Genomic DNA, 24,234 nt, shown 5'->3' on the forward strand with positions numbered 1-24,234 from the left:
CTGGCGGCGAACCGTCCTTTATACCGTTATTACTTTTTGTTTACAAGTATTAATAATAAGTTTTTGTGAAATTTTGCATCGGCTTAGCAAATATCGCCCAGAATTATAGATGATAGCGCCGCCATTTTCGCGGGTCTTGCTGATCACCAGGCTTCGACCAAATACCCAGCTTCGCTACTTTAGCTTGTTTCTCAGCTTCATAATATCTTTGTGGTGTATCTCTGCCTCGATAGGCAACCGCCATACCCAACTCAATCATCTGCAAATTAATATCCTGATCACCAGCATACAATGTACCCAAGGTACGCTGATACACATCTTGCCCATGATTTTCTAGTGTAAATACTTTGGGTAAGCGTGCAGCAAGTGCCCGTTTACTGCGCTCCCCCCAAGGCTTTTGCCCCATTTCAGGGGTATCAATCCCCATCAAACGGATTCTCAAATCGTATGCCGCACAGTTGGCAACCACGGTATCTCCATCTGCAATATGCTTCAGCCGACAAGATAGCCTATCAGGCAATATTTCTGGTTGAACCGAACTTTGGTCGAAATGGCCTAGTAATTCATCACTATCGATAAAAATACTGATCAATATCATCAACACACCACTGATCTGCATCACACCAACTTTGCCTGAAAACGAAAACGACGCCTTACGGCGCCGCTTTACTTTGGGTCGTTTACGCGATATCAAATGACATCTACCCGCTCACGCAATTCCTTACCTGCTCGGAAATAAGGAATGGATTTTGCTGGCACTTCGACCGATTCCCCAGTTTTAGGGTTACGACCAACACGCGCTTCACGATAATGCAGAGAAAAGCTGCCAAATCCACGTATTTCTACGCGATCGCCTTTCTCCAGGCTTTGACAGATTTTTTCGATCATGAGCTTAACCGTTTCTTCAACGTCCTGAGCGCGTAACTCTGGGTAACGCATCGCAAGCCGTTCAATCAATTCTGATTTGGTCATTATTCTCTCCTTACCAAACAGTCTACCCGTTGCGATTAAACAACGGGTAGTCAAGCAATCCTTTTAGGATTAATCGTCTGCGTTCAGTTCTTTGAAGATATCACCCAATGAGGTAGCAGCATTGCTGTCCTTACGGGTGTAGTCCTGAATGACGGCTTTTTCTTCCGCAACGTCTTTAGCACGGATAGAAAGGTTCAAGCTCTTGTGCTTGCGGTCAACATTGATGACTTTGGCTTCAACTTCATCACCAACGCTCAGGATTTTGGTCAGATCTTCAACACGCTCAATAGCTGCTTCAGAAGCTTTCAAAGTACCGGTTACGTCGTCAGTAATCTGGATCACTGCCTGACGCTCGTCGACTTCAACGACTTTACCATTGACAACTGAACCACGGCCATTGGCGCTGGCGAATTGTGCAAAGGTGTCTTGAGTGAGCTGCTTAACGCCGAGTGAGATACGCTCGCGCTCTGCATCAATGGCAAGGATGATTGCTTCAACATCCTGGCCCTTCTGGTAGTTACGAACAGCTTCTTCGCCAGCTTCGTCCCAAGAGAGATCAGACAAGTGGATCAAGCCGTCGATGCCGCCATCAAGACCGATGAAGACACCGAAGTCAGTGATTGACTTAATTTGGCCAGTAACGTGGTCGCCTTTGCTGTGGTTCTTGTCAAAGTCTTCCCAAGGGTTAGACTGGCACTGCTTCATGCCCAGTGAAATACGGCGACGCTCTCCATCGATGTCGAGAATCATGACATCAACTTCTTGGCCAACGGCAACGAATTTACGTGGGTTGACGTTCTTATTGGTCCAATCCATTTCAGAAACGTGTACCAAACCTTCAACGCCATCTTCGATTTCAACGAATGCGCCGTAGTCAGCAATGTTGGTAACTTTACCGCTAACTTTGGTATTAACAGGATAACGCTCAGCGATGTCGCCCCATGGATCTGCGCCCAGCTGCTTAAGGCCGAGTGATACACGAGCGCGCTCACGATCAAACTTCAGTACCTTAACTTCAACCTCGTCACCGATATTCACAACTTCTGAAGGATACTTGATGCGCTTCCACGCCATATCAGTAATGTGCAACAGGCCATCTACGCCGCCAAGATCAAGGAACGCACCGTAGTCAGTGAGGTTCTTGACCACAGCCTTGACCACATCACCTTCTTGCAGGTTCTTGAGGATTTCTTCGCGCTCAGCACGGTATTCATGCTCAAGTACTGCGCGACGTGAAATCACGATGTTGTTACGACGCTGATCAAGCTTGATGACCTTGAATTCAATTTCTTTGCCTTCGATGTAAGCCGGATCTTTGACCGGACGAACATCTACCAGAGAACCTGGCAGGAACGCTTTAACACCTTCAACGTCAACGGTGAAACCACCTTTAACGCGACCGGAAACAACACCTTTAACGGTTTCTTCGTCGTTGAACTTCTGCTCAAGCACTTCCCAAGTACGGATGCGCTGTGCTTTTTCGTGCGAAATACGGGTTTCGCCGAAGCCATCTTCAAGTGCTTCAAGCGCAACTTCTACTTCGTCGCCAACTGCTACAGTCAGCTCACCTTGGTCGTTGGTGAATTGCTCAACAGGGATGAAGCCTTCAGACTTGAGGCCTGCATTCAGTACAACGAAGTCTTTACCGACTTCTACGACTTCTGCTTTGATGATTGAACCCGGCTTGAGTTCGGTGTTTTCGATACTTTTTTCAAAAAGTTCTGCAAATGTTTCTGCCATGAATAAAAATCTCTGGTTTAAATATGTTCAATAAATTATGTGCCCGGCAAGCTTTTTGACTTGCTCGAGTACCTCACTGATCGACAACGCACCCGTGTCAATCACCACCGCATCCGAAGCTGGTTTGAGCGGTGCCACCGTACGGGTACTGTCACGTTCATCACGCGCCGCTATCTCAGCAGTCAGGCGCGCTAAATTAACACAATCGCCTTTATCCTTCAACTGCTTATAACGCCGTTCGGCACGTACTTCAGGTGTAGCGGTTAAATATACTTTCAAAGCAGCGTCCGGAAACACAACCGTACCCATATCGCGACCATCAGCGACCAGTGATTGCCCAGCGGCAAAATCGCGCTGTTTATCGAGTAAAGCACTGCGAATAGCTGGCTTCGCAGCCAGTGTTGACGCCATTGCCGCACAGGTTTCGGTGCGCAATTCACTGCTTACGTCTTCACCGTCAAGCAATACCCGTACGCCATCATCGCCAGCGGCAAAAGCAATATCGAGCTTGGCAAGTAATGCCGTTTGTGCCGGTTCATCATTTTCAGCAATACCGTCACGCAAAACAGCCAACGCCAATACGCGATACAGCGCACCACTGTCGAGATAAGCCCAATCCAGCTCACGCGCCAAAGCTTGGCACAACGTGCCTTTACCAACACCACTTGGGCCGTCTACTGTAATGATTTTACGCATCACACACCTCAATACTCATACCAATCTGCGCTGCAAGTTCGCGAAAATTCGGGAATGACGTCGCGACCGTCGCACAATCCTCAATCACGATCGGCTGCTCGGCAACAATACCCGCCACAGCGAAGCTCATCGCAATACGGTGATCGCCAATGCTGTTCACCGTACCACCACCGCGAATACCGCCACCATGAATGGTCAGGCTGGTTTCGCCTTCTTCGCAATCGACGCCGTTGGCGAGCAACCCGCGCGCCATCGTCGCAAGGCGATCACTTTCTTTAACCCTTAATTCACCCAAATCGCTGGCGTAAGTTGTGCCTTCGGCGCACGCCGCAGCAATAAAAATCACCGGAAATTCATCAATCGCAATTGGCACATGCTTCGGATCAATTTCAATACCTTTTAGTTTTGATGCTTTAACGCGCAAGTCTGCTACCGGCTCACCACCACTTTCGCGCTGGTTGAGAACCTCGATCTGCCCACCCATGGCCTGCAAAATATCGATCACTGCGGAACGGGTCGGGTTCATACCGACGTTATTGATCAATACCTCGCCGGCGGGCGCAATCAACGCAGCAACGATAAAAAATGCCGCCGATGACACGTCACCCGGCACAATCACATCAGTCGCGGTCAGGGTCTGCCCACCGTCAATAATGATGGTGTCGCCGTCAATATCGAGTTGTACACCAAAGCCACGCAACATGCGCTCACTGTGATCACGACTGCGACCACAGTTACGCAGCGTGGTTCGCCCTTGCGCGTACAATCCGGCAAGCAACAGGCAAGACTTCAACTGTGCGCTTTCCACTGGTAAAGCGTAATCAATACCGTGCAATTCACTTGGCGCGATATTGAGCGGTGCGGTGCCTGCTTCACTGGCAGTAATATTCGCCCCCATCAGCCTGAGTGGATCAGTGACGCGGCGCATCGGGCGCTTCATCAAAGAATGATCACCCACCAATTCACTGGCAAAATTTTGCCCCACCAGCACACCAGCCATCAAGCGCATACTGGTGCCGGAATTACCGACGTCCAGTGCGTGCTGTGGTGCGGACAATCCATTTAACCCTTTGCCATTAATGGTCACACGTCCCTCACCGTGATGGGTAATCGGCACACCCATCGCCTGGAATGCACGCATGGTAGAAAGGCAATCCTCACCTTCCAAAAAACCACTGACCTCGGTTGTGCCTTCGGCAAGTGCGCCAAGCATAATCGCACGGTGCGAAATGGATTTATCCCCCGGCACGGTAATATTGCCTTGTAACGTATTTGCAGGTGCAGTTTGCCAATGGATGATTGCGGTCATAGTTATCCTTACGAAATGATTTGATAGTGGTTGTCGCGCGCAGTTTTAGCTGACCTGAACAGTGCCTCGATACGCTCACCGTCAGCATCATCGAGCAACTGCTCAAAGGCCACCAACCTGCTGCGGTAATTGGCAATCAATTTTTTTAATACTTTGGGATTGTGCAGGCAAATATCGCGCCACATCACCGGGCTACTTGAAGCGATTCGGGTAAAGTCGCGAAAACCGCCTGCCGCGTAAGAAAAGATTTCCTCATTGTGCAAATCTTTGTTGAGCATTTCTACCAGCAGATAGGCAAGCACATGCGGTAGATGGCTGGTCGCACCCAGCACTTCGTCATGCTCGTCAATTGAAAGAAACGTCACCATCGCGCCAGTTGCATGCCACATACGGCTAACCACACCAAGCGCCGCATCGTCTGTGGACGGCAAAGTGGTCACAATCACTTTATGCTTGTTGAATAAGTCGGCAATTACAGCACCAATACCACTGCGTTCACGCCCAGCTATCGGATGCCCCGGCACGAACCACGACGGCACCTCACCATAAGCTGCTTCCATAGCAGCCAACACTGAACCTTTGGTACTGCCAACATCAGTAACGACTACGCCGTCTTTTAGCGCCAAGTCATGCAATCCCTTGCAAATACTGAACAATGCATCGACTGGTGTTGCCAAAACGATCAAATCGGCACGGGCCAAATCATCCCATTCACCAATTTCATCAATCGCACCCAAGTCGAGTGCCTCATAGAGCGAAGCGCGATTTTGATCAACACCGATCACACTATCTACGACACCAGCCTGCTTAAGCGCAAGTGCCAAAGAGCCGCCGATGAGACCAATACCGACAACTGCGACAATGCCGAGACTCGCCGCATCGCAACTTCTTACTGAACCATCGTTTAATGCTGCTGTTACCAAAAGATCTGCACTCCCAAAATATCAACGCAGTGAGTAACTCGAAAATACGGGACAATTAGAGCCCCATCAAGATATTTATTTCAATACTGCTGTTGGGTATGAACCCAGTACGCGGAATAAACTCGCCTCATCGCGCAATTCTTCAAACAACGCGGTCAGGTGTGCTTCATTCTGATGACCTTCAAGATCAATAAAGAACACGTATTCCCACATACCTTTTCGGCTCGGACGCGACTCAATTCGCGTCATATTGACTCCATGACGCGAAATGGGTTCGAGCAAGCGATACAGCAATCCGGGACGGTTATGCGAGGAAACCAGCACCGTGGTTTTGTCCTTGCCCGATGCTTCAATGGTTTGACGTCCGATAACGAGGAAACGCGTGGTGTTGTTTTCCTCGTCCTCGATTCCGCTGAAGAGGATCGGCATATCGTAGCGCTCTGCGGCCATTTTACCCGCGATTGCGGCCGCTTTCGGGTCAGCTTTGGCAAGCTTTGCGGCCTCGGCATTGCTAGACACCTGAATTTGCTCGGCATGTGACAAGTGCTCATTGAGCCAGCCGCGACACTGGGCAATGGATTGCCCATGTGAGTAAATGCGCTCAATTTGTTCAGGCGACTCAGCCAAAGTCAGTAAATTCTGACTGATCCGCAAATGCACTTCACCACAAATATCGAGGGTTGAAGTCACAAACATATCCAGCGTATGCGTGACCATGCCTTCGGTAGAATTCTCAACCGGCACGATGCCATAATGACAATCGCCATTTTCTACGGCCTTAAATACATCGCCAATACTGCGTTGCGGACGGGTAAGCACACTGTGACCAAACTGTTTAAGCGCGGCCGACTCAGTAAACGTTCCCTCCGGCCCGAGATAAGCGATCTGCAATGGCTGTTCAAGCGCAAGGCAAGCAGACATGATTTCGCGAAACAAACGTACCACTTCTTGCCCAGGTAAAGGCCCTTTATTCAAAGCCTGAATACGCTCCAGCACTTGTCGCTCACGCTCAGGCCGATAAAAAATAATATCATCGCCATCCTGAGCGCGCTTTACCTCACCAACCAATTGCGCACAGCGTGCTCGCTCTGATAAAGCATGCAATATGTCACGATCAAGCTGATCAATTTGCTGGCGCAGTTCCTCTAGCGTGGGCTTATTCGTCACTGCTGTCTTCCGTATCAACACTTCCTACATCCGCAGCATTATCGCTATCGTCATCATCATTAACCACTTTAGCCACTGCAATGAGTTTTTCAGCGTCACTGGTACGGATCAAGCGGACACCTTGGGTATTGCGCCCTGATTGCGAAATACCATCAACACCAGTACGGATCATGGTGCCATTATTAGTGACGAGCATAATTTCTTCTTCCGGTAAGACTTGCATGGCATAAACTGCCTGACCATTACGCTCACTACAAGCAATAGAAATCACGCCTTTGGTACCACGACTCTTGGCTGGATAGTCATCAGAACGGGTACGCTTGCCATAACCATTTTCTGTCACAGTAAGAATATCGCCTTCTTCTTCAAGTACGCACAAAGCGATAACCTGCTGCCCGTCTTCAAGCGACATACCGCGTACGCCACCAGCAGTACGACCCATACTGCGCACCATTTCCTCGTTAAAGCGTACTGCCTTACCAGCATCTGAGAACAGCATAATGTCTTGCTTTCCGTCAGTCAGCGCCACACCGACCAATTCGTCATCATCACGCAGATTAATGGCAATAATACCGTTAGCACGCTGGTTTGAATAATCAGACAATGGTGTTTTCTTCACCGTACCATTACGGGTCGCGAAGAACAGGAACATATCGTCAGGATATTCACGCACCGTACGGATCGCATTCAGACGCTCACCCTTTTCAAATGGCAGCAGGTTAACTACTGGTTTACCCTTAGCATTACGACCAGCTTGAGGTAATTCATAGACCTTGAGCCAGTAAACCTTGCCTTTATTCGAGAAGCACAACATTGTGTCGTGGGTATTGGCAACAAATAGCTGCTCGACAAAATCTTCATCCTTAACCGCTGTCACTGAACGCCCTTTACCACCACGACGCTGCGCTTCATAGTCATCCAAAGGCTGTGCTTTGATATAACCTTCATGAGAAATCGTGATTACACGCTCTTCTTCAGCAATCAAATCTTCAAGACTAAGATTCAAATGCGTATCAAGAATTTGCGTCCGGCGCACATCATTAAACTGCGCTTTAATTTCTTCCAATTCTTCACGTACCACTTCGACCAAACGCTCGGGAATTTGCAGAATATCGAGGTAGCCCTTAATCGCATCAATAATTTCTTGGAATTCTTGAATAATTTTATCTTGTTCAAGGCCCGTTAGGCGATGCAAGCGCAAATCGAGAATTGCCTGAGCCTGCTCTGGAGACAAGTAATATTCGTCCTTATGCATGCCATATTGCTTGGCCAAGCCATCAGGACGGGAGTTTTCTGCGCCAGCACGTGCGAGCATATCGAGCACCTGGCCAGGATTCCAGCCACGCTCAATCAACGCAACTTTTGCTTCAGCCGGCCCACTCGACGCTTTAATCAGTGCAATGACTTCATCAATATTGGCCAGAGCAATCGACAACCCTTCCAAAATATGTGCACGCTCACGTGCTTTGCGTAATTCGTAAATCGTACGGCGTGTCACCACTTCACGGCGATGCGCAATAAAGATACTGAGCAATTCTTTGAGGTTCATCAACTTCGGCTGGCCACCGATCAAGGCTACCATATTGATACCGAACACAGTCTGTAGTTGCGTGAGCTGGAACAAATTATTAAGAATAACCTCAGCCACTTCTCCGCGGCGCAACTCAATCACCATACGGATACCGTCTTTATCAGACTCATCACGCAGCGCTGTAATACCTTCTATCTTCTTTTCTTTGACCAATTCACCAATTTTGACCAACAAATTGGCCTTATTGACCTGATAAGGCAGTTCATCAACGACAATCGCTTGCTTACCGTTACTCTCATCGGTCTCAATATGGGTTTTAGCACGAATATGTACACGGCCACGGCCCGTTTCATAGGCTTCACGAATACCCTTGGCACCATTGATAATCGCACCAGTCGGGAAATCAGGCCCAGGCAAATAATGCATCAAGGCTTCTGTATCAGCATCAGGATTTTCGATCAGATACAAGCAAGCATCTAATGTTTCACCAAGCTGATGTGGAGGAATATTGGTTGCCATACCCACAGCAATCCCTGCTGAGCCATTGAGTAACAGGTTTGGCAAACGAGTAGGCAATACCGTCGGTTCTAACTGTTGACCGTCGTAGTTAGGCACAAAGTTAACCGTTTCTTTCTCTATATCAGTTAGCAGACTGTGCGCAATCTTGGTCATCCGCGCTTCCGTATAACGGTGCGCAGCTGGCGGATCACCATCTATCGAGCCAAAGTTACCTTGACCATCAACGAGTGGATAACGCAATGAAAACGGCTGCGCCATACGCACCAGCGTATCGTAAATAGCACTATCACCATGCGGGTGATAACTACCCATCACGTCCCCGATGATACGTGCAGACTTAACGTACTTTTTATTCCAAGCATTGCCGTTTTTATGCATCGAATAAAGCACACGACGATGAACAGGCTTCAAGCCATCACGTGCATCAGGCAGCGCACGCCCGATGATGACGCTCATTGCGTAATCAAGATAGGAACTACGCATCTCATCAACGAGATTAATCGGCAAAATTTCTTTGGCAAAATCGCTCATTGTCAGCAAACCTTCATGTAAATTTAATTGCGTTACGGACTGTACTCAGCCGCTTTTTTGCAGTCCTACATCATATCATGATGCTATAATTCTGTCGCTTGTATCATTTTCACAACACAAATACCCCCTATTAGTTGCATTTATAATACGCAGCCTTTGCATTTTTACGACAAAGCGCTTATGATAGTTCGTGGATGGGTATTCATACCTATATACGGCATTAAGCTGAATATGGTTGTGGAACTGTCGTACGGACGGATCATCCGTCCACCAACCTGACAATAAACTTGCAAGTTTTGTTAATGGGAGACTTAACTATGAAACTGACTAAAATCCTTGCTGCTGCTATTATCGCAGCTAGCGCATCTTCAGCTTTCGCTTTGACAGCTGACGATGACCTTACTACTAACTACAACATTGTTGTACGTGACAGCTCTGGCAACTGTGTCAAAGTTCTGGGCAACGTTCAAGCTCCTGAGTGTGGCGCTCCAGCTACTGAAGTTGTTCAGCAAGTTGAAGAGATCTCTCTTTCAGCTGATACATTCTTCGCTTTCGACAAGTCTGACCTCAAGCCACAAGGTCAAGAAGTTATTCGCCAGCTCGCAGCTGACGTAAATAGCCGTGGTGCTAACGTACAGAAAATCACTATCGTAGGTAACACTGACTGGGTCGGTACTGAACAGTACAACCAAGGTCTGTCTGAGCGTCGTGCTGCCTCTGTTGCAAACTACATGGTAGAAAATGGCGTTCCACCACAACTGATCGAAGCATACGGCGTTGGCGAGTCTAACCCAATTGCGACAAACGAAACAGCTGAAGGTCGTGCACTTAACCGTCGCGTAGACATCACTATCAATGGTACTATTGAGCGTGAAGTCGTAGAAACTGTCACCACTAATTAATTAACCATTCAAATTTGCCTGCCTAATCCAACCCCGCTCATGCGGGGTTTTTTTATTATACAGACCAATACAGGTACTCTCTCGAAACACATAATTGATGCCGTAAAACATCAGAAGTAGGCAAAACACTTATTTCTTATCAATACCATTTGGTGCAGCATTTCGGCATTTTATCTCTGTTAACGACACTTTTAGTCCTACAAGGTTTTGTAGTACCATAAATAGTACTACAAAATGCGTGGAATGTGGTGTGAATGCTTGTGAAGCCTAGAGACTAAAAAACCCTGCAAGTACTTAGACTTTACAGGGTTTTTGTGACACTGAGTAAATCAGTGAAAAGGTAATCTGGTGGAAGCGGGGGGATTTGAACCCCCGTCCGCGAATCCGCCACTTTCGGTACTACATGCTTAGAGCCATTATTTGGTTTAACATCCATTTCGCCAATGGTCAGGCTAAATAAATGCGAGTCTACTTAGTTTAACTGCTACGCGGCAGACGCGTGCAACAGCGGTTCTGTGAAGTTAACACTCGGTAGAAACCCACAGACAGATCTCAGCGAGTGGCTAGCGGGGATTAAGCCGCTAAAGCGTAGTTGTCGTCGTTTGCAACTATATATTTGACAGGGTTTAACGAAGTTCTGTCATCTTCGGCATGCACCTAGAGCTTTGTGATCCCCGTCGAATCCAGGAACGCTCCCTAAGTGAGGCGCGCATTATACCAATAATCAGCCTTGGCGTCATTAAGTAAAATCAACCACCCAAGAGCTCTATTTACAGGTTTAGCTTATTGTTCTATCAATGCGATGCTTACCTGGCAACCAGTGCTCTAAGGCTTGATAAAAAGCAGTAGTATCTGGCTCGTGGTGTAATTCATGGTATGCGTCTTCAAAACATTGAGCAGTAACCACTTTTTGTGGTGCAGCTTGAACAAACTCAGTACTACCTTGAGGATTGACCAACTGATCGTCTCCTGCGTAGAGTAATAATGTAGGTACTTGCCAAGATTTTGCTCTACTGCGCACCCGCTCACCAGCAAAGAGAATATATTGCGCCAAGCGCGGTGTTATTTTTTCATGCACCAACTCATCTTGTTTATATGCAGCAATTACTTCGCTATTGCGACTTACTCCTGATATTGGCAAGCCATTATTCAGAGCAAGATCCGGCACTACTTTCAGCATAATTGGCAAAAACAAGCCCTTGATACCTGAGCTAACTTTCAATGCTGGTGATAAAGCAATAACACCAGAAATTTCATCGGAGTGGGTCAACGCACAATCCAAAACGAGCAAACCACCCATACTGTGCCCCAACAAATACAGTGGTACATCCTTAAACCGTTCCTTTACTTGCGACACCATCGTGCCAAGATCCTCAAGCAGTTGCATCTCATGCGTCAGCACTCCACGCTTTCCTGGAGAACGGCCATGCCCATACTGGTCATATCCTAAGACAGCATACTCATGTAGTACGAGCCAGGAAACCAGCTCATTATAGCGCTTGCTGTGCTCTCCAAGACCATGGACCAACATAATCACACCCTGCACATCACCCAAGGGAACTTCGATCCACTGCCATAATTTATCAGCCATTTTTATGCCCCATAGCAAAGTTAAGAAGCCTTCTCGTTGGTACCATACGCAACAAAATTTTTATCATTTATGAAAATTGACGGCTTCATAATGCAGCACTTCCGGAAATGGATCATAAAAATGATGCAATAACGCTTTCCATTGCTGATATTCAGGAGAGCCACGAAATCCCTCAGTATGGCTTTTTAAATCACGCCAGCGTACCAGCAAAACATAGCGATGTTCGTCTTCCAAACAACGTTGTAATTCATGTGACAGATAGCCATCCATCCCCATAATGATGTGCTGAGCCTCAGCAAATGCTGCTTCAAACGCAGCACTCTGTCCGGCTTTTATTTGCAAAGGCGCCACTTCTAATATCATTATTTTTCCCCAAATAAAGTAGACAGCGCTACGAGACCTCGTACATCAGCCGCATGAAGGGCTATATGTTGTTGTGGCAAATAGCCAAGGGAGTGTTCAAAGCGATCAAGAATATCTTGCTGGCGATCAGCGCGCTGCTGCCAAAAGCTATCCTGCTGCTTTACAGCCATCACCTGATTGACGAATAACCCAGCGCACGGCATACCACTTTCAGCCAGCTGTGCCACAGCCCTTTCAGTCTCAGCCAAAGGCAAAGCTTCAGGAATCAATACCAGCACGATCGCTGTCTGCGCCGTATCGTGCAATACATCACGTGCATGGGCAAATAACCTACGGCGCTTTTCCAATACATCAACGGCATCAGCCCAGCGGTCTTTACGTGCTGGTGCAAGCGGATTGAGCTTTTGTTTGTCCAGTGCATCTACAGCACCACGCAAACGGCTTTGCCGACGTTGCTGTGCCAATAAGCCATCTGTCCACGCTTGCATCATTTCCGGTAAGCTGAGCAGACGTAAAGTATGACCTGTTGGTGCAGTATCAAAAATCACATGCTGATACCCTTGAACACGTGCACCAAGAAGATGTTGACACAACGCCTCAAGCATCGCAGCTTCTTCCGCACCCGGTGCATGACGAGACAACCGCAAAAAATCGCGCATTTTTGCCATCATTTCCGGCTTAGTATAGCCTTCAAGTGTACGCTCAACCTGCTTGAAATGTTGCTCAAGAATAACCTGGGGATTGAGTTCCAGCGCATCAAGGTTTGCACAAACTGCTTTACTTCGGTGTGACAATGGCTCTCCAAAAGCATCACCAAGACTGTGTGCAGGGTCTGTAGAAATCACCAGTGTTTTCCGCCCAGCATTGGCGAAACGCAGAGCCAGCGCAGCTGCAGACGTCGTTTTACCTACCCCACCTTTTCCACCGACAAACAACACACTTTTTTGTGCCAATGTATCAAGTAACGACATCAGCAACACCCAAAGTGGTCAAGCGGTGAATGCTCCATACCCATACGTGTATGCCAATCATGAAATGCCTCAAGAAAAATAGGCTGCAATTCCAACGCGTAAAATGCCACAGGATTAGGCACACCAAGGCTTTCAGCAAATAACATCGTCATCAGCAAATCCTCCTCATCACGTACTGCACGTGCCATCGTTTGCCGATATGGAGCATGGTAAAACGCATCCAACCCATCAAAAAATGCCTTGAGTTTTTCCTTCCAGTGGCGCAACTCAGTATCACTCATATCTACCCCATAATAGCATCGCCCGAATACAAGACTGTATCCGGGCGACAAACTAGCCAAGCAGTACAATCAAGTTATGCTTTTGCAGCACCCGATTTTGGCCACTCTTTACGCAGTACAAAAGCGCACTCCAAAGACACCAGTATCGCTGCAATCAAGATAACGATATCAAGGAATAATAGCAGCCATTGTTCTTTGCCGTAGAAAGTTCCAAGCTGCATCAATAGTGCAATCACCGTCATCAGCAGCAAGAAGACCATTGGCAGCAATGTGTACCAGCTCTTGATACCACGGCGCAGCAGCATGACTGACACAATCAGCAACGTCAGTCCGGCCATTAATTGGTTGGTTGTGCCGAACAGTGGCCAAATCGTCAAACCACCTTGACCGTCACTACCGCCAGTACCAAAGACCAAGCCAATGCAAATACCGACTGCGGTCAAAGTCGCCACTGTGCCATTCTTCAGGAACGGCAAGTGATAAATTTCACCAACTTCCTGAACAATATAGCGTTGCAAGCGCACACCAGTATCCATCGTTGTACCGGCAAACAACGCAGCCATAACGGTCAGCATGGTCACAGATAGCTCTTTACTCAAGCCTACGCCCTGACTCATGATTTCACCACCACCATTGATAAATGCGCCGATACTACCTTGGCCAAAAGCAGTATAGACAGCTTGCCAATCAGCAAGCGTGGCAAAGCCGGCTGTGGTTGCCAGAATAGCGCCAAGCGCAAGCATGCCCTCGCCCATCGCACCGAAATAACCAACGAAGCGAATGTCGGTTTCTTTGTTAATCTGCTTAGACGTCGTACCAGTGGAGACCAGACCATGGAAACCAGAAATAGCACCACAGGCAATAGTTACAAACAACAGTGGCATAATCGGCGCCGTACCAACCGGTAAGTCATGGTTATACGCTGGTGCAACCACATTTGGCGCAACGATAAAAATAGAGACATACAGTACGCCCAAACCAATGAACAACTGCAAGCCATTAATATAGTCACGCGGTTGCAACAGCATCCATACTGGCAGCAAAGAGGCCACTGCCGCATAAGCAAACAAAATAATAATCCACCAACCAACGCTATTCATGCCCAGCATTTCTGTTGGCAACGCAATTGGCACTTTAGGCCCAAGCCAAATCAAAGCGTATAGCGCGATAACACCCAGCAGAGAAACGATCGGCAGTGATAGTTTAAAGCGGTAGATACACTGCCCGATAATAAACGCAACCACTAAAGCACCCCAGACTGGCAACACAGCCGATGGAGTATTCACCATCATGCGCGCGATAACCGTACCAAATGCAGCATTCACCATTAACAGCAACAGGAAAATAACGACCATCAATAATGCTCGAGCACGTGCGCCAATCACATTACCAACAATCGTACCCATCGACTGACCACGGTTGCGTACACTCGCCCAAATTGCGGACATATCGTGCACACCAGCCATAAAAATCGTACCAAATACGACCCACAAGAATGCAGGTAACCATCCCCAAATAACTGCAATTGCCGGGCCGATAATTGGTGCAGCACCTGCTACAGAAGTGAAGTGATGCCCCCATAAGACGTATTTATTGGTCGGTACATAATCCACGCCATCACGCATAACATTAGCAGGCGTATCGTAATTGGGATCAAGTTTAAAAATTTTGCTCGCAATAAAGCGAGAGTAGAGGAAATAGCCTGCAGCCATACAGCCCAACCCTACCAGCAGCAGCACAACACTATTCATAAATAAGTTTCCTTGAAATTAATCATGGTTAATATTATGCCGTAAAAAAGCCAATTCAAGCAATGGCTTTTATCTCTCCGTCCAACGAAAAATAGCAATGCGATCAAGCATTGCTATTTTGGTTCAGGCAAATATTGATCAGCTTCGCAAAGCGTCTGCGCGATCAGTTTTTTCCCATGTAAAATCATCCAGTTCACGGCCAAAATGACCATATGCTGCTGTTTGCTGGTAAATTGGGCGGACCAAATCGAGCATTTCTATGATGCCGTATGGCGTCAGGTCAAAATTCGCACGAACACGCTTAACGATATCAGCGTCATCAATTTTGCCCGTCCCGAACGTATTGACCCAAATAGAAGTCGGTTCAGCAACGCCAATTGCATAAGAAATTTGCACTTCACAGCGCTCCGCAAGACCAGCCGCCACTACATTCTTGGCCACATAACGCGCAGCATATGCTGCACTGCGGTCAACCTTGGACGGATCTTTACCCGAAAATGCGCCACCACCATGATGCGCTGCGCCACCATAGGTATCAACGATAATCTTGCGCCCGGTCAATCCACAATCCCCTACCGGGCCACCAATAATAAATTGACCGGTTGGATTGATGTGATATTTGGTCTCTTTACTAATCCATTCTTTCGGCAATACTTGCTCGATAATCAACTCTCGCACCGCTTCCTGTAAATCAGCCTGTTTTATATCAGGATCGTGCTGGGTAGATAAAACCACCGTATCAATACTGGCAATTTTGCCATCTTCATAGCGAAATGTGACCTGACTTTTTGCATCAGGACGCAACCAAGGCAATACCTTTTCACGGCGCAATTGCGACTGACGCTCTACCAGACGGTGTGCATAAGTAATTGGTGCCGGCATCAGTGTATTGGTCTCGCGACAAGCGTAGCCAAACATCAAGCCTTGATCACCAGCACCTTGCGAACGTGCCTCTTCACGATCCACACCCTGAGCAATATCCGGCGACTGTTTGCCAATTGCATTGAGAACCGCACAAGTTTCGCCATCAAAACCAACTTGCGAGCTGGTATAGCCAATATCTTTTATTGTCGAGCGAACCAGCTCCTCAAGATCAACCCATGCTTTAGTCGTTACTTCACCGGCAACAACCACCATACCGGTCTTGATCAACGTTTCACACGCCACACGAGCATGCTCATCCTGTGCAATGATTGCATCAAGCACTGCATCTGAAATTTGGTCGGCAATTTTATCCGGGTGACCTTCTGATACCGATTCAGAAGTAAACAAATAACTGGTCATAATTTTTCCTTTAATATCAAAATTCGTAGAAAACAGGTATATAAGCCGTTTGTTCTGGCATCCATAAACAGGAATTTAACGCCAGTTATATCACCGACGGCGGTAGCGTGGTGCCATACATATGGTAGAGATGACGTATACTGCGTTTAGCTACAGCTTCACCGCGCACCTGATTAACTAGTAATGCAATACGGGCACGACAGACGGCTAATCCTGAAGTAGCCAATTCTTTATCAGATTTATTGATTTTAGGTGATTTCGTGCCGTGTTGATCCTTTGCAACAATGCTAACTGCATCGTATGAAGGCACCGAGCGCTTATGCTTCTGCCCTGATATAACCCAAGAGACGAAGCAATGCTTTAGATTTTGCACATAATAAGAAGACATGGTGATTCCTTTCCATACCCTGACTGCTTCATGAAACCACACCAGCAACCTTTCAGGGCTAAAGGAGCTTGCGCTTTACCAGTTTTATTTAACATCGTGCTGGAAGTTGCCGCTGCAACGCGAAACGTTGCACCATTAAACCCACGATGACACTTACATAATTTTATGGCGCAATATTCTACCTACAAATCAACCGCACTGCCAACTCTCCATTTCCACTCGCTTTACTCAAAGCATATATTTGGGCATCATACGCCAAGGGGTGCTGTCATCTTGGCGGCTGAGAACAAACCCTTAAACCTGATGTAGATAATCCTACCGGAGGGAAAATGAAGCACATCATCTTAAGTGCAGCCATCCTTGCTGCCTCACTGAACGTCGCACATGCTGCCGACAAACAACTCAACGTCCTCACCTACAGTTCTTTTGACTCAGACTGGGGGCCAGGCCCCAAAATCACTGCTGAATTTGAAGCACAATGTGACTGCACCATCAACTGGCTCACGGCTGAAGACAGCGTCATGATGCTGCGTCGCCTGCAACTTGAAGGCGACGCACTTGAAGCGGATGTCATTGTCGGGCTCGACAATCAAAGCATTGCCGATGTACTTGATACTGGATTGGTTGCAGACCTCAAAGAACCAATTGCCACCCGCTTTGGCGACGCAAAAGATGCCATCCCGTTTGACTACGGCTATCTTGCCTTTATCAAGCGCAAGGACAGCGACGTTCCGGCACTCAATAGCTTGAACGACCTCGCCAACGCCAGCAACGACCTCACTATCGCTATTGAAGATCCGCGTACCAGTAGCGTTGGTGCATCCATGCTTGCGTGGGCGGAAAGCGAAACAGAAAATCCCGCTGAATTCTGGCGCAACCTTAAGCCGAAATTAAGCGCGATTACCAGCGGATGGTCAGAGGCATACAGCCTGTTTACAGGTGGCAACGTTGACATGGTGCTTTCCTACACTACCTCGCCGATTTACCATCAAATCGTCGAAGACGACAACAACTACGAAGCCATACTTTTCGATCAGCCACACTACGAGCAAATTGAATACGCCGTTGCACTCAAGCACGCCGCCGAGCCACAGCTTGCCGAAGACTTCCTGCACTACCTGATTAAACCTGAAACACAGGAATCCATCGCCCTGACCAACTGGATGTATCCGGTAGTTGATGGAGTCGAACTGCCTGCGGCATTTACTGATGCACCACGTCCTGAAGGGGAAAACCTACCACCAGCTGAAGTCGCCAAAGATATGCCAAAGTGGCTCGACACATGGAAAAGCGTCATTCTTGCAGAATAAAATCATCTTTGCGCAGCGGTGAGCAAGCACCGCTGCATTGCGCCACAAACAGGAACCAATATGATCCGTACACTACGCCTCAGCATTGCAGCCATCGCCTGCACCAGCCTTACAATTGCTCATGCCAGTACATGGACACCGATTGACAAAGATTTAGAGCAACTGATTGCATTAATTAATGACACTTACTCAGGTGAATACCGTGAAGCACGTACTGTGCTCTACCCCGATGACACACACAGCTATGTACTAACCTTCTTTGCCATTGAAGGCTCAGGTGGTGGTAATAACGGCCAAATGTATATGGCGCAATGGTGGCCTAACTGGTCTAAAGAGGACGATATGGCAGGTGAAAACCAACCTGATAAAGTCACTAATTACTCACTCAATGGCTTAATCAATTTCGGCAATTCGTATACGATTGATCCCCAGCAAACACAATTTACTGATGACTATCATATCGTGGTACACGGCACGACCTACGGCCAAGATGATGCTCGATGCTGCCCGTCTGTGCCCATCACACTTACCTATGACATTGAGAAACTGGAATTAGTCGATTCAACCGTTCCTAAAGAGCAGTAGACGAATACATGCGGCTACTCGCCAACATCTTTCGCCTGCTCATCGCAGGCTTTATCCTTATCACCCTATGGCTGGTGTGGGACTACAGCCCCTCGACCACCAGCTTCAGCGACCTGTGGCACGACCCGTGGACGCGCCACATCGTCACTTTCAGTCTTGAGCAAAGCATTCTCTCCACCCTGCTTAGCATTATTTTTGCCATTCCGCTGATTTGGGCGGCATACCGTGGACGCTGGAAAATCCTGCGCCACCTCTTGCCGATCACCACCATCATGCCAACCCTGATATTTATCCTCGCTTTACTGCAAATCAGCGTCACTATTACCAGCTGGTTAGGCAGCAGCTGGCGACTCAACGGCTTTCACGGCATCATCATCGCCCACGTCGCGCTCAACGCACCACTGATTGCCCTGCTCACCTTACCGGCCGTTGATGCCATCCCCGAACACTACCAGCGCCAACGCCGCATTTTGCGTGTATCTGTGCTCACCTACTTTACTCGTGTAGTCATTCCATTAACCCGCCCTGCCCTGATGCACGCCACCGGACTCGTCTTCATGCTCTGCTTTACCAGCTTTACCGTCCTGCTCGTCCTCGGCGGTAGCCCACGTAATGCCAACCTCGAACTCGCCATCTACCAAGCCGTCAAATACGAATTCAACCTGCCGCAAGCCGCACAACTCGCCATTGTGCAAACCGTTATGCTGCTTGCTTTTCTCGCCATTTTGCCCAATAAAAACCCACCTCAACATCACACATCACACGCCACACCGCGTCCCAGCCGACTCGCCAATATTGCTGAACCGCTATTAATTGCGCTCATCTGCCTACCGCTGCTGGTACTCATCATTAACACCATCCACCATTTCAACCCTGACCCACCTACCGCCCTGTGGCAGGCACTTGGCAACAGCCTGTGGCTATGCAGTGGCGTTGCCCTAACTGCCACCAGCCTGCACATCCTCTTTGCAAAAACAGCCACCCTCAACCCACGCATCAGCACCATCAGCCAGCACCTCATCAACGCTATTTATCTCGCGCCCGTCCTCATCCTCTGCCTTGGCCTATTTCTACTCTTGCGCCCCGTCACCAACGCTTTTCGCCACCCGATGACCCTCAATATCCTCATGCTCATCGTCCTCATCCAGCCCTACCTGTACAAACTCGCCTACCCGACATGGGCTGCGCATGCCGCGCGCACCCAACGTCTCGCTCGTACCCTACACCTCAAACCGTGGCAGCAACTCATCCACATTGACCTTCCCGCCCTCGCACCACTGCTCGGAAAAGTATGTGGCTTTGCCGCCATCATCACCCTTGGTGATGTCGCCGTCATCAGCTTCTTTGGCAACAACCGCTTTCAAACCCTCGCCTCCTACCTCGTAGCCGAACTCGGTCACTACCGCCAAGCGCAGGCATGGCAAACCACGGGTATACTGCTTATCACCGGGCTAGCGCTCTTCCTTATCCCACAAATCCTCGTCCGTCTGTGGCAAAAAATACGGTAAAAGCAACATGACTATGCTCACCCTCGACAACCTCACTTACCAACGCGGCGACTTCACCCTGCATGCCGATCTCGCCCTTGAATCCAATAAGCGCTACGTCCTCAGTGCACCCAGTGGCAGCGGCAAAAGCACCCTGCTTGACCTCATCGCCGGATTCATCCAGCCACAACAAGGGCGCATCCTGCTCAACGAACAAGACCTCACGCCCAAACCGGTCGAACGACGCCCTGTCAGCTACCTGTTTCAAAAGCACAACCTCTTTGACCACCTCACAGTACGCAAAAACCTGCGCCTCGCGGCGAAAAAACTGCCGGAAGAAAGCCTGATTGCAGCGCTCGACAACGTCAGCCTGCCCACCAACTATCTTGACAAACTGCCCGACCAACTCTCCGGTGGCGAACAGCAACGTGTCGCACTGGCACGCACCCTGCTCATGAACCGCCCCATCATGCTCCTCGACGAACCCTATTCTGCCCTCGACCTCGACACCCGCATCCACATCACTGACCTCACCCGCCGCCTGCAAGCCGAACACGGCTGGCTGCTGCTCGCCGTCTCACACGATCCCGATGACTGCAAACGCCTTGACGCACAATCACTCACAATTAAAAATCAGTACGTTATCATGCAAGGAAACAGCAAATGATTGGTACAGACCTCACCGATAAACGCCGCATTGCCGCAGCTTACGCTCGTCACGGGCAACGCTTTGCGGAAAAAGTCCTACATCCGGATGAAATCAAGGAACTAGCAGAAAAAAAAGACCCTGTACGCTATCTTTCCATGCGCTGGGCTGCCAAAGAAGCATTCGGCAAGGCACTTGGTAGCGGCTTGCGTGATCCTGTGTTGATGCCCAATATTCGCATCATCAAAAGCGAACTTGGCGCACCATCTTTCGCTTATAGTGACACCATTGAGGCTATCATCAAGCAGCAAGGCTTTACAACCTTACACCTAAGCCTAAGTGATGAAGCCGACTATGCACTTGCGTTCGTTATGGCTGAAAGAAAAAGTAAGTAACTTAAACCCATCACTATTGCTGTACCAATACCATAGTAAGGCCATCAGAGATGGCCTACCAACATAAAGAGTATCTAACGAATACTAGGGCTTTTAAAGTAAAATATACAGAAAGTATCATGTAGAGAAATAAAAAAAACGGCCTGTACAATGCACAGGCCGTTTTGATTTGGCTCCCGGAGACGGGCTCGAACCGCCGACCCAATGATTAACAGTCATTTGCTCTACCGACTGAGCTATCCGGGAATTAATTGTCTATAGTACTTTCATACTATATCTGAAAACTACATTATTATCTGCAGCCTTCTAAAAACTGGCTCCCGGAGACGGGCTCGAACCGCCGACCCAATGATTAACAGTCATTTGCTCTACCGACTGAGCTATCCGGGAATCTCAAAAGAGGCGCGCATTTTAGCCGTCCTTGTGCTGCTCGTCAAGACAAGCATCGTTTCAAGCTAATTTTTTTATTTAAAAATCTATTTTTGCTTATAATTTTCCATAAACTCAGCGAGTTTAAGCAGAGCAACACGCAGATCAGACTGATGCGGTAAAAAGACCAAGCGGAAATGATCTGGCTCTGGCCAGTTAAATGCTCGACCATGGACCAACAACATATGTTTTGCACGCAATAGATCCAACACAAATTGTTCATCATCATGAATATTAAAGCGTGCGGCATCAATTTTCACGAAGCTATATATAGCGCCTCTCGGCTTTACAGCAGACAATCCCTCAATACTTTCGATCAACTCATGTGCAAGGTTGCGCTGCACATATAGGCGGCCTCCCGGGGCAACAAGGTCGTTAATGCTCTGATAGCCGCCAAGAGCCGTCTGGATAGCATATTGCGCTGGCACGTTGGCACATAACCGCATAGATGAGAGCATATTCAATCCCGCAATAAACCCTTCGGCCATCCGCTGATTACCTGAAAGGAACAACCATCCCGCACGGAAACCGGCTGCACGATAGTTCTTGGACAACCCATTAAACGTCACACAAAGTGTATCTTTAACCAATGTCGCCATCGGAATATGCTGTGCGCCGTCATAGACTATTTTGTCATAAATCTCATCAGAAAAGACGACCAAGCCATGCTGTTCAGCCAAGGCTGCGATCTCTCTTAAAATGGCTTCACTGTAGACTGCACCAGTTGGGTTATTTGGATTAATCAACACAATAGCTTTGGTTTTGTTGCTAATTTTACTACGAATATCATCAACATCCGGTTGCCAACCATTTGCTTCATCGCAGTAGTAATGCACTGCACTGCCACCACCCAAATGTGCTGCAGCCGTCCACAGTGGATAGTCAGGCATCGGCACCAATACCTCATCACCATTATTGAGTAAAGCCTGCATGACCATCACAATCAGCTCAGAAACGCCGTTGCCGATAATAATATCGTCAACACTGACACCTTTAATGCCTATACGCTGCGTCTCATGCATAATCGCTTTGCGCGCCGCGAATACACCCTTGGACTCACTATAGCCCTGCGCCTTATTCAAGTTCGCGATCAAGTCTTCACGCATCTCATCAGGCGCGTTAAAGCCAAATGGCTCAGGATTACCTATGTTGAGTTTAAGAATGGAATAGCCTTGGCGCTCAAGGCGATTAGCCTCATCAAGCACTGGACCCCGAATGTCGTAGCAGACATTATCTAACTTATGGGATTTATCAATTTTACGCATAATCGCTGTTCTTTTTCCCTAATAGCACTGAATTTTGTCACAACATATTAGCAGCGATTTATGGCTTGATTCACACTATTTTTGACCGTAATACAAACACAGTTAAGCAGGCATAATAAACACTATGACCACAAAATACCGACAGCATGCCAAATAGTTGAAAGAATTTAGAATCGATACCCGACTGTCGCCATGACGCCTGCTGCAGCAAAAAATTGTGCTTCAGCAAACCAGTGCTGCTTGTAAGACCAGCCCAACGTAGGTAATAAAACTGGTGCGACCCCATACTTATTCAGCGGGATTTTATTTTTGTATTCACCTTTATAGCCATGCAGTAGCCCACCAGTTAGCGACGCATGCATTTGCCAATCCTGATTAGACCACAGCGTCCACTCATACCCTAAATAAGCATACTGCGACGGCTGACCAAAAGAATTTGAATACAAAGCGATACCAACAGACCAGTCATCCTGACGCTGGTACTCCACATTAAGTAGCTTCTGGTGATTATTGTGTTCCGGCTTTGGATTGTAATGACGGGTATACAGGCTTGTGCGCACTTTCCACGATCCATTTGCCCAGCCGGCTTTATTGGTAAAATCAGGAAGTAGAGTGCTATCTGATGCCATAGAATACGGCGTACTGAGCAAAAGAAATGAAAAGGAAATGAGGCGAAGTAATTGCATTGGGAATAAAATAAGGGGTAAGAACCATAATGGCTCTATTTAGAGAGAATACTTAAAACCAAGTGCTATATAGTGTGCTGTATTAACTAGATCATAACACTATATAAAATATAGATATATCAAACTATTTCGCTATGACACCATATTTGAAATGGCGTCCCCAAGGGGATTCGAACCCCTGTTACCGCCGTGAAAGGGCGATGTCCTAGGCCTCTAGACGATGGGGACTTTTAAGTCCATAGTTACACAACACAGCGAGGATAAATTGGCGTCCCCAAGGGGATTCGAACCCCTGTTACCGCCGTGAAAGGGCGATGTCCTAACCGCTAGACGATGGGGACGCTACTTAAACTACTTTGTGGTGGAGCTAAGCGGGATCGAACCGCTGACCTCCTGCATGCCATGCAGGCGCTCTCCCAGCTGAGCTATAGCCCCGTCGCTGTGTGCGAGGCGCGCATTTTATGCAGATGCGCGCCCGCTGTCAACGGTGCGGCGAACAAAAAATAAAACAA

23 protein-coding genes, 5 tRNA genes, 1 other RNA gene and 1 riboswitch are annotated in these 24,234 nt (G+C 48.1%); of the genes, 6 read left to right on the plus strand and 23 right to left on the minus strand.

Going from position 1 to position 24,234, the window contains the following annotated elements; translation table 11 throughout:
• Positions 1-103: 103 nt before the first annotated feature.
• From KRX19_07765 to gyrA, 8 genes are all read right to left on the minus strand, one after another.
• The gene (locus KRX19_07765) at positions 104-622 is read right to left on the minus strand and encodes a thermonuclease family protein (GenBank protein MBV7434922.1); all 519 of its coding nucleotides are present in this window, start codon (positions 620-622) and stop codon (positions 104-106) included.
• Positions 623-690: 68 nt separating this feature from the next.
• Positions 691-972 (minus strand): integration host factor subunit beta, encoded by a 282-nt coding sequence (locus tag KRX19_07770; GenBank protein MBV7434923.1) that lies wholly within the window; start codon positions 970-972, stop codon positions 691-693.
• Positions 973-1,041: 69 nt separating this feature from the next.
• Positions 1,042-2,712, minus strand: coding sequence for a 30S ribosomal protein S1 (gene rpsA / locus KRX19_07775; GenBank protein MBV7434924.1), 1,671 nt, complete (start codon positions 2,710-2,712; stop codon positions 1,042-1,044).
• A 27-nt stretch (positions 2,713-2,739) separates the two neighbouring features.
• Positions 2,740-3,408 (minus strand): (d)CMP kinase, encoded by a 669-nt coding sequence (gene cmk / locus KRX19_07780; GenBank protein ID MBV7434925.1) that lies wholly within the window; start codon positions 3,406-3,408, stop codon positions 2,740-2,742.
• Entirely contained in the window at positions 3,401-4,717 is a 1,317-nt protein-coding gene (gene aroA / locus KRX19_07785) for a 3-phosphoshikimate 1-carboxyvinyltransferase (protein MBV7434926.1), read from the minus strand. Before aroA ends, cmk begins: the two co-directional genes overlap by 8 nt.
• Before the next feature lie 8 nt (positions 4,718-4,725).
• Positions 4,726-5,640 carry a prephenate dehydrogenase/arogenate dehydrogenase family protein gene (locus KRX19_07790; GenBank protein ID MBV7434927.1) on the minus strand — a complete coding sequence of 305 codons (915 nt, stop codon included), beginning with the start codon at positions 5,638-5,640 and terminating at the stop codon, positions 4,726-4,728.
• A gap of 75 nt (positions 5,641-5,715) precedes the next feature.
• Positions 5,716-6,807, minus strand: coding sequence for a prephenate dehydratase (pheA, locus tag KRX19_07795; GenBank protein ID MBV7434928.1), 1,092 nt, complete (start codon positions 6,805-6,807; stop codon positions 5,716-5,718).
• The gene (gene gyrA / locus KRX19_07800) at positions 6,797-9,388 is read right to left on the minus strand and encodes a DNA gyrase subunit A (GenBank protein ID MBV7434929.1); all 2,592 of its coding nucleotides are present in this window, start codon (positions 9,386-9,388) and stop codon (positions 6,797-6,799) included. Before gyrA ends, pheA begins: the two co-directional genes overlap by 11 nt.
• 317 nt (positions 9,389-9,705) lie before the next feature.
• Between gyrA and KRX19_07805 the strand changes: the two genes are divergently transcribed.
• Entirely contained in the window at positions 9,706-10,290 is a 585-nt protein-coding gene (locus KRX19_07805; protein MBV7434930.1) for an OmpA family protein, read from the plus strand.
• 346 nt (positions 10,291-10,636) lie between these two features.
• On the opposite strand, the gene ssrA is transcribed toward KRX19_07805, so the two are convergent.
• The 8 genes from ssrA to KRX19_07845 all read right to left on the minus strand — a co-directional run bounded on the left by ssrA (position 10,637) and on the right by KRX19_07845 (position 16,919).
• Positions 10,637-10,987: a transfer-messenger RNA gene (gene ssrA, locus KRX19_07810) on the minus strand.
• Between the two features lie 81 nt (positions 10,988-11,068).
• The gene (locus KRX19_07815; GenBank protein MBV7434931.1) at positions 11,069-11,881 is read right to left on the minus strand and encodes a lysophospholipase; all 813 of its coding nucleotides are present in this window, start codon (positions 11,879-11,881) and stop codon (positions 11,069-11,071) included.
• 63 nt (positions 11,882-11,944) lie between these two features.
• Entirely contained in the window at positions 11,945-12,244 is a 300-nt protein-coding gene (locus KRX19_07820; protein ID MBV7434932.1) for an antibiotic biosynthesis monooxygenase, read from the minus strand.
• Positions 12,244-13,215: an ArsA family ATPase gene (locus KRX19_07825; protein MBV7434933.1), complete on the minus strand. Its 972-nt coding sequence runs from the start codon at positions 13,213-13,215 to the stop codon at positions 12,244-12,246. Before KRX19_07825 ends, KRX19_07820 begins: the two co-directional genes overlap by 1 nt.
• The gene (locus KRX19_07830; protein ID MBV7434934.1) at positions 13,215-13,496 is read right to left on the minus strand and encodes a hypothetical protein; all 282 of its coding nucleotides are present in this window, start codon (positions 13,494-13,496) and stop codon (positions 13,215-13,217) included. Before KRX19_07830 ends, KRX19_07825 begins: the two co-directional genes overlap by 1 nt.
• Positions 13,497-13,570: 74 nt before the next feature.
• Positions 13,571-15,247, minus strand: coding sequence for a carbon starvation protein A (locus tag KRX19_07835; GenBank protein ID MBV7434935.1), 1,677 nt, complete (start codon positions 15,245-15,247; stop codon positions 13,571-13,573).
• 138 nt (positions 15,248-15,385) lie between these two features.
• A complete protein-coding gene (gene metK / locus KRX19_07840) occupies positions 15,386-16,531 on the minus strand; it encodes a methionine adenosyltransferase (protein MBV7434936.1) in 1,146 nt (381 codons plus the stop codon).
• An 85-nt stretch (positions 16,532-16,616) separates the two neighbouring features.
• The gene (locus KRX19_07845; GenBank protein MBV7434937.1) at positions 16,617-16,919 is read right to left on the minus strand and encodes a hypothetical protein; all 303 of its coding nucleotides are present in this window, start codon (positions 16,917-16,919) and stop codon (positions 16,617-16,619) included.
• Between the two features lie 248 nt (positions 16,920-17,167).
• Positions 17,168-17,263, plus strand: a riboswitch (TPP riboswitch).
• Between KRX19_07845 and KRX19_07850 the strand changes: the two genes are divergently transcribed.
• From KRX19_07850 to acpS, 5 genes are all read left to right on the plus strand, one after another.
• Positions 17,249-18,229, plus strand: a complete 981-nt coding sequence (locus tag KRX19_07850) for a thiamine ABC transporter substrate-binding protein (protein MBV7434938.1) — start codon at positions 17,249-17,251, stop codon at positions 18,227-18,229. (Overlaps the previous riboswitch by 15 nt.)
• 60 nt (positions 18,230-18,289) lie before the next feature.
• Positions 18,290-18,814, plus strand: a complete 525-nt coding sequence (locus KRX19_07855) for a hypothetical protein (protein ID MBV7434939.1) — start codon at positions 18,290-18,292, stop codon at positions 18,812-18,814.
• 8 nt (positions 18,815-18,822) lie between these two features.
• Positions 18,823-20,322, plus strand: a complete 1,500-nt coding sequence (locus tag KRX19_07860; GenBank protein ID MBV7434940.1) for an ABC transporter permease subunit — start codon at positions 18,823-18,825, stop codon at positions 20,320-20,322.
• Positions 20,323-20,329: 7 nt separating this feature from the next.
• Positions 20,330-20,968 carry an ATP-binding cassette domain-containing protein gene (locus tag KRX19_07865; protein MBV7434941.1) on the plus strand — a complete coding sequence of 213 codons (639 nt, stop codon included), beginning with the start codon at positions 20,330-20,332 and terminating at the stop codon, positions 20,966-20,968.
• Positions 20,965-21,342: a holo-ACP synthase gene (gene acpS / locus KRX19_07870; GenBank protein ID MBV7434942.1), complete on the plus strand. Its 378-nt coding sequence runs from the start codon at positions 20,965-20,967 to the stop codon at positions 21,340-21,342. The genes KRX19_07865 and acpS overlap by 4 nt, the downstream gene beginning before the upstream one ends.
• Before the next feature lie 170 nt (positions 21,343-21,512).
• On the opposite strand, the gene KRX19_07875 is transcribed toward acpS, so the two are convergent.
• The 7 genes from KRX19_07875 to KRX19_07905 form a co-directional block, all read right to left on the minus strand.
• Positions 21,513-21,588 (minus strand) — tRNA-Asn (locus KRX19_07875).
• A 68-nt stretch (positions 21,589-21,656) separates the two neighbouring features.
• Positions 21,657-21,732: transfer RNA gene (locus KRX19_07880), tRNA-Asn, on the minus strand.
• A gap of 86 nt (positions 21,733-21,818) precedes the next feature.
• Positions 21,819-23,036: a pyridoxal phosphate-dependent aminotransferase gene (locus KRX19_07885; protein ID MBV7434943.1), complete on the minus strand. Its 1,218-nt coding sequence runs from the start codon at positions 23,034-23,036 to the stop codon at positions 21,819-21,821.
• 167 nt (positions 23,037-23,203) lie between these two features.
• Entirely contained in the window at positions 23,204-23,665 is a 462-nt protein-coding gene (locus KRX19_07890; GenBank protein MBV7434944.1) for a hypothetical protein, read from the minus strand.
• Between the two features lie 209 nt (positions 23,666-23,874).
• A tRNA-Glu gene (locus KRX19_07895) sits at positions 23,875-23,950 on the minus strand.
• A 38-nt stretch (positions 23,951-23,988) separates the two neighbouring features.
• A tRNA-Glu gene (locus KRX19_07900) sits at positions 23,989-24,063 on the minus strand.
• An 18-nt stretch (positions 24,064-24,081) separates the two neighbouring features.
• Positions 24,082-24,157 (minus strand) — tRNA-Ala (locus tag KRX19_07905).
• Positions 24,158-24,234: the final 77 nt, after the last annotated feature.

It is taken from the genome of Cardiobacteriaceae bacterium TAE3-ERU3 (assembly GCA_019218315.1).
In the GTDB taxonomy this organism is placed as follows: domain Bacteria; phylum Pseudomonadota; class Gammaproteobacteria; order Cardiobacteriales; family Cardiobacteriaceae; genus JAHUUI01.

Coding starts and splice junctions, on each gene's coding strand:
- metK (MBV7434936.1), bottom strand. CDS start 16,531: ATGACCAGTTATTTGTTTACTTCTGAATCGGTATCAGAAGGTCACCCG.
- KRX19_07825 (MBV7434933.1), bottom strand. CDS start 13,215: ATGTCGTTACTTGATACATTGGCACAAAAAAGTGTGTTGTTTGTCGGT.
- KRX19_07855 (MBV7434939.1), top strand. CDS start 18,290: ATGATCCGTACACTACGCCTCAGCATTGCAGCCATCGCCTGCACCAGC.
- KRX19_07770 (MBV7434923.1), bottom strand. CDS start 972: ATGACCAAATCAGAATTGATTGAACGGCTTGCGATGCGTTACCCAGAG.
- KRX19_07830 (MBV7434934.1), bottom strand. CDS start 13,496: ATGAGTGATACTGAGTTGCGCCACTGGAAGGAAAAACTCAAGGCATTT.
- KRX19_07865 (MBV7434941.1), top strand. CDS start 20,330: ATGACTATGCTCACCCTCGACAACCTCACTTACCAACGCGGCGACTTC.
- KRX19_07890 (MBV7434944.1), bottom strand. CDS start 23,665: ATGGCATCAGATAGCACTCTACTTCCTGATTTTACCAATAAAGCCGGC.
- gyrA (MBV7434929.1), bottom strand. CDS start 9,388: ATGAGCGATTTTGCCAAAGAAATTTTGCCGATTAATCTCGTTGATGAG.
- KRX19_07850 (MBV7434938.1), top strand. CDS start 17,249: ATGAAGCACATCATCTTAAGTGCAGCCATCCTTGCTGCCTCACTGAAC.
- cmk (MBV7434925.1), bottom strand. CDS start 3,408: ATGCGTAAAATCATTACAGTAGACGGCCCAAGTGGTGTTGGTAAAGGC.
- KRX19_07860 (MBV7434940.1), top strand. CDS start 18,823: ATGCGGCTACTCGCCAACATCTTTCGCCTGCTCATCGCAGGCTTTATC.
- rpsA (MBV7434924.1), bottom strand. CDS start 2,712: ATGGCAGAAACATTTGCAGAACTTTTTGAAAAAAGTATCGAAAACACC.
- aroA (MBV7434926.1), bottom strand. CDS start 4,717: ATGACCGCAATCATCCATTGGCAAACTGCACCTGCAAATACGTTACAA.
- KRX19_07805 (MBV7434930.1), top strand. CDS start 9,706: ATGAAACTGACTAAAATCCTTGCTGCTGCTATTATCGCAGCTAGCGCA.
- KRX19_07820 (MBV7434932.1), bottom strand. CDS start 12,244: ATGATATTAGAAGTGGCGCCTTTGCAAATAAAAGCCGGACAGAGTGCT.
- KRX19_07845 (MBV7434937.1), bottom strand. CDS start 16,919: ATGTCTTCTTATTATGTGCAAAATCTAAAGCATTGCTTCGTCTCTTGG.
- KRX19_07815 (MBV7434931.1), bottom strand. CDS start 11,881: ATGGCTGATAAATTATGGCAGTGGATCGAAGTTCCCTTGGGTGATGTG.
- acpS (MBV7434942.1), top strand. CDS start 20,965: ATGATTGGTACAGACCTCACCGATAAACGCCGCATTGCCGCAGCTTAC.
- KRX19_07835 (MBV7434935.1), bottom strand. CDS start 15,247: ATGAATAGTGTTGTGCTGCTGCTGGTAGGGTTGGGCTGTATGGCTGCA.
- KRX19_07885 (MBV7434943.1), bottom strand. CDS start 23,036: ATGCGTAAAATTGATAAATCCCATAAGTTAGATAATGTCTGCTACGAC.